Raw genomic sequence first — 8,449 nt, forward strand, 5'->3', positions numbered from 1 at the left:
GCTGGAGCGTTACGGGAGGGGGGTGAATATCAAAGCATGTTTGCATGAGGCGCTGGGGCGCCCCATGCAACACGTAATTGGGACATAGCCTTTTCATTGCGCTCACCACCCGGCCAGATAGCGAGGCTAAGTCGCTGATTATTGACGGCGATCCCGCTTTGCTCATCTCGTCATCCCGTGCCGTGCGATTGAACTAGGCTTCAAGAAACATCCTCGTGGTGAGGATGATCGCAGAAGAGGCCGCAATGAAAAAACTGATGATGATCCTGGTGTGCGCCCTGGGGCTGGTGGCATGCAGCTCCCAATACATCATGAGCACCAAGGATGGCAAGATGATCACCACAGAGAGCAAACCCAAGCTGGATGAGAGTACCGGCATGTATCGCTATTACGATCATGAAGGGCGTGAGGTGATGATCAAGAAAGATGACGTGACCCAAATCATGGAGCGCTAAGCGCTCTCTTGCCGCAAGGGCCGCTATCTGCGGCTCTTCTCATTTTCGCCGAAAATTCCCGCTGTTCCTCTGTTTATCCCCGCACATTCGCAGCAAATTCAGTCGTGATACAGCTTCCGTTATGGTTTAACCCTTATCATCACACTCCATTTTTTATTGGAGGTGTTATGTCCTTGATGTCTATCTGGAATTCCCGTTTTTCTGCACGCAGCTTGCTGGGTGGTGTCTTGCTGGTGGTGGCGTCAGCCAGCCATGCCGGTGACGATCAGTTCACGCTGGGGCGGACTATTTTACTGGGAGCCGGTGATCATGGTGCGACAATTCCTTTGGTGATTTGCCGTCAGACCAAATATATCAAGGTGAAGGCGGAGCGTGATTTGACCCTGGATCGGGTGGTGGTGACCTATGGTGGTGATCGTACCAAGACCATTCGTTTCGATCGGGAAATGAGCAGTGATAAAGAGACCGAGTGGAAATCACTGGGTTCACGCCGTTGTGTGAAAAAAATCGAAGTGTACGGTAATTCAGAGCGCAGCAAAGCGGGCGTAAAAGTATTTGGCCGCAAATAAGTGATGCGGTTTTTCTGCGCAGACAGATGAGTTAAAAATAATGGCGAGCCGTGGCTCGCCATTATTTTTATGGTTGGGTTCGCTATTTTTTCGGCCGAAACGGCTTGATGACGGTTTCATCGCACTCAAGATACGGCCCTTCCATCAAATCGATGCAGTAGGGGATGGCGGGGAATACTGCATCCAGACATTCGCGGATTGATTTGGGCTTGCCCGGCAGATTGACGATCAGGGTGTCGTCGCGCAGTCCGGCTGTCTGGCGCGACAGAATGGCGGTCGGCACAAACTTGAGGGATTCGGCCCGCATCAGCTCGCCAAAGCCCGGCATCATGCGATCACATACCGCTTCGGTCGCTTCCGGCGTGACATCCCGCTTGGCCGGGCCGGTGCCGCCTGTGGTGACGATGAGGCAACACTGCTCCTCATCCGCCAGCCGGATCAGGGTCGCTTCAATCTGCTCCTGCTCATCGGGGATCACCTGATAGACAGGTTCCCACTCCGAGGTCAGATAGGCGTTCAGAGTGTCGATGATGGCCTTGCCGGAGAGGTCTTCATAGATGCCCGCGCTGGCGCGATCGCTGACGGTGACGATACCGATTTTTGCCTTGCTCATGGTCTGCTCTTGAATGTCCGATAAAAGTGGCAATTAAAATAACATAATCAGTGAGATATGTTAAACCGTCAGGAGGTGACGCGGGTCGGTGAGGGAAGAATAAAGTGTCGAATGAAGCAAAATAAGGCCACCCGGATTTTTATTTGCAATAAAAAACAGAAAATCACAACCTAAAATGTATAAGTGTTTTATCTCGCATGAATTAAAAACAATCGCTTGTTTCCAAACACAATTAAAATAGATAGACACCCTCGTAGTGACCATTGTCCGGTTTAGTCCCCAGTGGATGGATTGAACCCTTTTTAGCCGCGTCGTATATACAGATTTATATGGCTGGGACGTGATGGTGTGGTACCGCAGTGTGTTGCCAGCAATAGTCGCCAAGGAGGGCATATGGAGTTGCCTGATTTTGACACCCTGAAGGAGTTGGCTGCAAGTGAGCCCTCCCGGCTGGATGCGATTCTGGAGCAGCAGATCGACCAGTTGATGGCCCGAGCGAGCCCCGATCAGCGGCGCCGTCTGCGCGGGTTGCAGTTCAAGATTGATGGTCAGCGCCGTCTGGCGAAAAACAATCTTGATAGCTGTATTCGGATTACCAACATGATGCGGGAATCTTTTTATTTGATGCGCAGCGAAATGAGCCAGTTCAGAGAAGAGGGGGACCATCCGCCTGAAAGCGATGGCAGTGGTAAAATAATCCGTCTGGCTGACTATCGACGTCGTAAATAATCTGCAATAACCCCCTTGGTTGATATTTCAGTCAAATCGGTGAGGCCATAATAAAGGGAATTGCTGGCGACCTGATTGTTATGGTTTTTAATGCTAGTCGTAATGTATTTGTGATGTAATTTCTTTTCTCCTTCTTGTAATAACTTATTAGTCAGGTTGTGATAGGGATGGATGAATAACAGTAAAAGTTAGGCTAATATGGCCGAAATTTTTATTGCTACGACTCGAAGGGATTATGAGAAGTATCACACCAAGACGGGTGTTGTCGCGGGAGCAACAGACAGAGATCACCCGCATTATCGTCAAGGTGGGTCAGATGTTGGCCCAGTTCGGGGCGGAGAGCCGGATCATCGAGCAGACCACGGTGCGGCTGGGGATGGCGCTGGGGCTGGAGAGTGTCGAAATGGCCATCTCTTCCAGTGCCATCGTGCTCACCAGTCTCTATCAGGGGGGTTGCGTCACCACTACCCGGCGGGTGCGCGAACATGGCATCAACATGCAGGTGGTGTGCGAGATCCAGCGGATCTGCATCATGGCGGAGAAAGAGCTGATCGGTGCCCGTGAAGTGCGCCAGCGGCTCGAGGCCATCGTCCCCTTTCACTATCACCCCTGGCTAGTGGTCCCCATGGTGGGGCTCTCCTGTGGCGCCTTTAGCCTGCTGTTTGGCGGTGACTGGCCCATCTTCCTGGTGACCTGCTTCTCGTCTGCCGTGGCGATGCGGGTGCGCCAGCTGATGGCCCGCCATCACCACAGCCCGCTCATCAACTTTGCCGCCACCGGCTTTATCGCCACCCTGCTCTCTTCCAGCGCCACCTTCTTCAACTGGGGTGACCAGCCCTATCTCGCCATGGCGGCCAGCGTGCTGCTGCTGGTGCCGGGCTTTCCGCTGATCAATGCGGTCTCAGATATGGTGAAGGGCTACTTCAACATGGGGCTGGCCCGCTGGGGGACTGCGACCCTGCTGACCATCAGCGCCGCCATAGGTATCATTTTGGCCATGTCGGTCACCGGTATCTGGGGGTGGAAAGTATGATGGATTTGCTCTGGCTACTGGCCAAGGATGCCTTCTGGTCCTCCATTCCGGCGGTGGGGTTTGCCATGCTGTTCAACGTGCCGCCACGGATGCTGAAATATTGCGCCATGGGCGGCGCGCTGGCCCACAGCCTGCGTACCCTGCTGATCCACTACGGCATGCCCATCGAGTGGGCGACGCTGGCGGCGGCGACTACGGTCGGCTTTGTCTGCGTCTACTGGTCGCGCCGTCTGCTGGCACCGCGTCCGGTGTTCAGCGTTGCCTCGATTATTCCGATGATCCCGGGTAGTTATGCGTTCAAGACCATGATTGCGGTGGTAGAGCTCAACATCAATGGCGTGACCATGGAGTTGCTCCAGAGTGCGGTGGAGAACGGCCTCAAGGCGCTCTTTATCGTCGGTGCCCTCAGTTTCGGTTTGGCGATCCCCTCTCTGGTCGTGTACCGTAACCGCCCCATAATCTGACAGACGGTGAGAGGCCCCATGAAGATTTCCATGATTGCCGCCATGGCCCACGACAGGGTGATCGGCAAGGACAACCAGATGCCCTGGCATCTGCCTGCCGATCTGGCTCACTTCAAGCGTGTCACCCTCGGTAAACCGGTATTGATGGGGCGCAAGACCTTCGAATCCATCGGTCGACCGCTGCCCGGACGGCGCAATCTGGTGATCAGCCGCAATCCCGACTATCAGGTCGAGGGCATTGAGGTGGTGGGTTCCGTCGAGGCGGCGCTGGCGCTGTTGGCAGGCAGCTCGGTGGAGGAGTTGATGGTGATCGGTGGTGGTCATCTCTATGCCGAGATGTTGCCGAGTGCGGATTGCCTCTATCTGACGCAAATCGATCTGGCGGTGGAGGGGGATACCCGTTTCCCCGCTTTTGACGATGGCCACTGGCAACGCGTTGATTGCGAGAGCCACCCTGCCGATGAAAAGAACCCGCACCCCTATAGCTTCGAGACCTGGCAGCGCCGCTGACGGACGAATGCTAATGGGTAAATAACATCAAGGGCATCTTCGGATGCCCTTGATGTTCTGTTGGGTTTTCAAGACGGGATTAGATACCAGAGCCGTCGTTCTCGCCATTTTCCTCGTGCAAACCGCACTCGCGCTTGAGGCCGAAGAAGCGGGTCTGCTCCTCGCTCATGCCCGGCTCCCACTTGGCGGTGGTGTGGACATCGCCCACCGAGAGATAACCCTGCTCCCACAGCGGGTGGTAGGGGAGGTCGAACTCCTTGAAGTAGTAGAAGACATCCTTGTTGCTCCAGTCGATCACCGGCAGGAACTTGAAACGGCCTCGCTGGATGCCCAGCACCGGCAGCTTGCCACGGCTGCCGGATTGCTCCCGGCGCAGGCCGGAGAACCAGGTCTGGGCCCCCAGCTCACGCAGGGCGCGGTCCATCGGCTCCACCTTGTTGAGCTGGTTGTAGCGGGTGATCCCCTCCACCCCCTGCTCCCACAAAAGGCCAAATCGCGCCTCCTGCCAGGCTGGGCTGAGCTCGGCCCGGTAGATCTTCAAGTTGAGCGCGAGGCGCTCGGTCAGCTCGTCGATGAAACGGTAGGTCTCGGGGAAGAGATAACCGGTATCGGTCAGCACCACGGGTACGTCGGCCCGTTCGCGACTTACCAGATGGAGCATCAGCGCCGCCTGAATACCGAAACTGGAGGAGAGCACATGCTCCCCCGGCAGATTGGCCAGGGCCCAGCGAACCCGCTCGGGGGCACTCATGGTATCCAGCTCCCGGTTGAGGGGCGCCAGCGCCTCGGCCTGCTCTTCACGGCCGAGGGCCAGCAGTGCCTGCAGGTCAAGGCGGCCATCTTCAGTGACATTAAGCGGCAGATTAAGCGGCATAGAAGTCCCTCGCAGAATCGATAACGGGGGCAATTACCCCAACCCGGATCACGAAGTCGCCGAAGCACTCACCCTGATTGCGCTCTTTGGCCCAGCGGCCGATCAGCGCGTCCAGTTCGGCCAGGATCTGCTGCTCGGTGATGTTCTCCAGGTGCAGGCGCGGAATGCGGGTGCCTTCCAGGTTGCCCCCCAGATGGAGGTTGTAGCGGCCGGGCGCCTTGCCCACCAGACCCACTTCCGCCAGCATGGCGCGGCCGCAGCCGTTGGGGCAGCCGGTGACCCGGAAGATGATGGCGTCATCCGCCAGCCCATGTTTGGTGAGCAAGCCCTCGATGTCGGTGACAAACGCCGGCAGCATGCGCTCCGCTTCGGCCATCGCCAGCGGGCAGGTGGGCAGGGCCACGCAGGCCATGGACTGCTTGCGCTGCTCGCTCACGCCGTCATCCAGCAGGCCGTATTGGCGCGCCAGCCCTTCGATGCGGGCCTTCTCGCTGGCAGGCACCCCGGCGATGATGAGGTTCTGGTTGGCGGTCAGGCGAAAATCCCCCTGATGCACCTTGGCGATCTCCAGCATGCCGGTTTTGAGCGGCTTGCCCGGGAAGTCCAGCAGGCGGCCATTCTCGATAAACAGGGTGAGGTGATGCTTGCCGTCGATCCCCTCGACCCAACCGAAGCGATCGCCACGGCTGGTGAACTCATAGGGACGAACCGGCCCGAACTGGATGCCGGCGCGGCTCTCCACCTCGGCCTTGAAGGCTTCGACGCCAACCCGTTCAAGGGTGTACTTGGTCTTGGCGTTCTTGCGGTTGACCCGGTTACCCCAGTCGCGCTGGGTGCTGACCACGGCGGCCGCCACCTCCAGCACGTGGGAGAGCGGAATAAAGCCAAAATCGCTCGCCTTGCGCGGGTAGGTGCTGGTGTCGCCGTGGGTCATGGCCAGCCCGCCGCCCACCAGCACGTTGAAGCCTACCAGCTTGCCGTGTTCGGCAATCGCCACGAAGTTGAGATCGTTGGCGTGGATATCCACGTCGTTATGAGGCGGGATCACCACGGTCGTCTTGAATTTGCGCGGCAGGTAGTTGGAACCCAGGATCGGCTCCTCATCCTGCCCCAGTTTTTCACCGTCCAGCCAGATTTCCACGTAGGCGCGGGTCTTGGGCAGCAGGTGTTCGGATATCTTCTTGGCCCACTCGTAGGCCTCCTGATGCAGTTCGGACTCCACCGGGTTGCTGGTGCAGAGCACGTTGCGGTTCACGTCGCCGGCGGTGGCGATGGAATCGATGCCGGTGCTGTTGAGGGTCTGGTGCATCAGCTTGATGTCGCGCTTCAATACCCCGTGGAACTGGAAGGTCTGACGGGTGGTCAGGCGGATGCTGCCGTAGAGGCTGTGCTCTTCGGCGAACTTGTCGATGATCTGCCACTGGGCCGGGGTGATGATCCCACCCGGCAGGCGGGCACGCAGCATGACGTTGTGCAGCGGTTCCAGCTTCTGGGCGGCGCGCTCCGGGCGGATGTCGCGGTCATCCTGCTGGTACATGCCGTGAAAGCGGATCAGCTGGAAGTTGTCGCCGTTGAAGCCGCCGGTGAGTGGATCCTGCAGATCTTGCTCAATGGTGCCACGCAGGAAGTTGCTCTCACGCTTGAGGCGCTCGTTGTCGGCCAGCGGCCCTTCGACCGGTCCCGCTTTTGGGTGAGAAAGAGGTTGTTTGCTCATCAATAGACATCCCTTTGATAACGTTTGGCACGACGCAATTCGCTCAAATACTCTTCTGCTTCCTCACGGCTCTTGTGGCCGTGTTCGGCAATTACATCCAGCAGGGCCTCCTGCACATCCTTGGCCATCTTGTTGGCGTCACCACACACATAGAAGTGAGCGCCTGCTTCCAGCCACTGGTAGAGCTCCTGGCCCGCTTCACGCAGACGGTCCTGCACATAGATCTTGTTGGCCTGATCCCGGCTGAAGGCCAGGGAGATCTTCGACAGCAGCCCCGATTTCACATAACGCTGCCACTCCACCTGATAGAGGAAATCCTGGGTAAAGTGGGGGTTGCCGAAGAAGAGCCAGTTCTTGCCCTCGGCCCCCTGCGCTTCCCGCTCCTGCATAAAGGCGCGGAACGGGGCGATGCCGGTGCCCGGGCCCACCATGATGACGGGGGTGTCGGGGTTTTGCGGCAGGCGGAAGTTGTCGTTGTGCTCGATGAATACCCGCACCTCGCCATCCTCAATCAGCCGATCCGCAAGATAGGAGGAGGCTGCGCCAGAGCGCACAGTGCCATCCTCCTGCGGGTAACGCACCACACCGACGGTCAGGTGCACCTCCTCTTCCACTTCGCTCTGGGCGGAGGCGATGGAATAGAGGCGTGGGGTGAGGGGTCGCAGCAGGCCAACCAGCTGCTCGGCCGTGAGCGCGGTCGGGAAGCGTTTCAGCACATCCACCACCTGAGTAGAGGCGACCAGTGCATTGACCTGGGCCTTGTCGCCAGCCAGATCTTTCAGCGCTGCGTTGTCCGATATATCAGCGAGCCCTGTGATAAAGCCGCCGTGCAGCCGGGTCAGTTCGAAGTGACCGGTCAGTGCGGTGCGCAAGGTGCCGTGGGCTGTGGCTTCATCACCAGAGAGGCCGGTCAGGGCCAGCACTTCGCCCACCAGTTCGGCGTCATTGTCGAACCAGACACCGAGGGCATCCCCCGGCTGATAGGTGAGGCCGGAGTCGGCCAGATTGATTTCGATATGGCGGATATCCTTGGTGGAATCCCGGCCGGTGATCTTCTGATTGACCGACAGGCGCGCAGGGAAGGGGTTCTCCTTGCTGTACTGGCTGTGGCCAACCGCCTGCTGCACCGCGCTGGCTACGCTGTTGCTGGCAGCACCGGTAGAGAGGGTCGTGGCAATGGCGTTGAGCGCTTGTTCGCCCCACGACTTGGCTGCATCCTGATAATCCACATCGAGGCTGGCGAGCTCATAAATGCGCTCGGCTCCAGCGGTGGCGAGGAAGTTGTCAAAATCTTTGCCGGTCTGGCAGAAAAATTCGTAGGAGCTGTCACCCAGCCCCAGTACCGCGAACTTGAGCCCGTCCAGCTTGCCAATCTTGCCTTTTTTAAGCTGCTCGAACAGATCGACGGCGCTCTCCGGCGGTTCACCCTCCCCGTAAGTGCTCACTACCACCAGCAGGTGGCTCTCTTTCTTGAGCTGCTTGGGTTTG

Annotated in this window: 10 protein-coding genes; 6 read left to right on the forward strand and 4 right to left on the reverse strand. The window is 58.1% G+C overall.

The genetic code is table 11. The annotated features are described in order from the left end of the window. Positions 1 to 245 precede the first annotated feature (245 nt). Both AB5Y92_RS04740 and AB5Y92_RS04745 read left to right on the forward strand, forming a co-directional pair. Positions 246 to 455 carry a YgdI/YgdR family lipoprotein gene (locus tag AB5Y92_RS04740; RefSeq protein ID WP_005335219.1) on the forward strand — a complete coding sequence of 70 codons (210 nt, stop codon included), beginning with the start codon at positions 246 to 248 and terminating at the stop codon, positions 453 to 455. A gap of 167 nt (positions 456 to 622) precedes the next feature. Continuing rightward, the gene (locus tag AB5Y92_RS04745) at positions 623 to 1,024 is read left to right on the forward strand and encodes a DUF2541 family protein (RefSeq protein WP_005348146.1); all 402 of its coding nucleotides are present in this window, start codon (positions 623 to 625) and stop codon (positions 1,022 to 1,024) included. 82 nt (positions 1,025 to 1,106) lie between these two features. Here the strand turns inward: AB5Y92_RS04745 and mog are convergent, their stop codons facing one another. Next, a complete protein-coding gene (gene mog / locus AB5Y92_RS04750) occupies positions 1,107 to 1,637 on the reverse strand; it encodes a molybdopterin adenylyltransferase (protein WP_005348144.1) in 531 nt (176 codons plus the stop codon). A gap of 393 nt (positions 1,638 to 2,030) precedes the next feature. Between mog and AB5Y92_RS04755 the strand changes: the two genes are divergently transcribed. The 4 genes from AB5Y92_RS04755 (at position 2,031) to folA (ending at position 4,373) form a co-directional block, all read left to right on the forward strand. Continuing rightward, positions 2,031 to 2,366 carry a DUF3135 domain-containing protein gene (locus tag AB5Y92_RS04755; RefSeq protein ID WP_199416427.1) on the forward strand — a complete coding sequence of 112 codons (336 nt, stop codon included), beginning with the start codon at positions 2,031 to 2,033 and terminating at the stop codon, positions 2,364 to 2,366. A gap of 235 nt (positions 2,367 to 2,601) precedes the next feature. Continuing rightward, positions 2,602 to 3,399, forward strand: coding sequence for a threonine/serine exporter family protein (locus AB5Y92_RS04760; protein ID WP_005348133.1), 798 nt, complete (start codon positions 2,602 to 2,604; stop codon positions 3,397 to 3,399). After that, positions 3,396 to 3,863, forward strand: a complete 468-nt coding sequence (locus AB5Y92_RS04765) for a threonine/serine exporter family protein (protein WP_139410234.1) — start codon at positions 3,396 to 3,398, stop codon at positions 3,861 to 3,863. Before AB5Y92_RS04760 ends, AB5Y92_RS04765 begins: the two co-directional genes overlap by 4 nt. Before the next feature lie 18 nt (positions 3,864 to 3,881). Further along, positions 3,882 to 4,373, forward strand: a complete 492-nt coding sequence (gene folA / locus AB5Y92_RS04770; RefSeq protein ID WP_368225782.1) for a type 3 dihydrofolate reductase — start codon at positions 3,882 to 3,884, stop codon at positions 4,371 to 4,373. A gap of 79 nt (positions 4,374 to 4,452) precedes the next feature. On the opposite strand, the gene AB5Y92_RS04775 is transcribed toward folA, so the two are convergent. The 3 genes from AB5Y92_RS04775 to AB5Y92_RS04785 all read right to left on the reverse strand — a co-directional run. Next, positions 4,453 to 5,247, reverse strand: coding sequence for a phosphoadenylyl-sulfate reductase (locus AB5Y92_RS04775; RefSeq protein ID WP_139409024.1), 795 nt, complete (start codon positions 5,245 to 5,247; stop codon positions 4,453 to 4,455). Next, the gene (gene cysI / locus AB5Y92_RS04780; RefSeq protein WP_368225784.1) at positions 5,237 to 6,961 is read right to left on the reverse strand and encodes an assimilatory sulfite reductase (NADPH) hemoprotein subunit; all 1,725 of its coding nucleotides are present in this window, start codon (positions 6,959 to 6,961) and stop codon (positions 5,237 to 5,239) included. Before cysI ends, AB5Y92_RS04775 begins: the two co-directional genes overlap by 11 nt. Then, the coding region (locus AB5Y92_RS04785) for an assimilatory sulfite reductase (NADPH) flavoprotein subunit (RefSeq protein WP_368225786.1) at positions 6,961 to 8,449 on the reverse strand (1,489 nt) is incomplete at its 5' end. The genes AB5Y92_RS04785 and cysI, both read right to left, overlap by 1 nt.

The sequence above is a fragment of the Aeromonas sp. R1-1 genome, assembly GCF_040908495.1.
In the GTDB taxonomy this organism is placed as follows: domain Bacteria; phylum Pseudomonadota; class Gammaproteobacteria; order Enterobacterales; family Aeromonadaceae; genus Aeromonas; species Aeromonas veronii.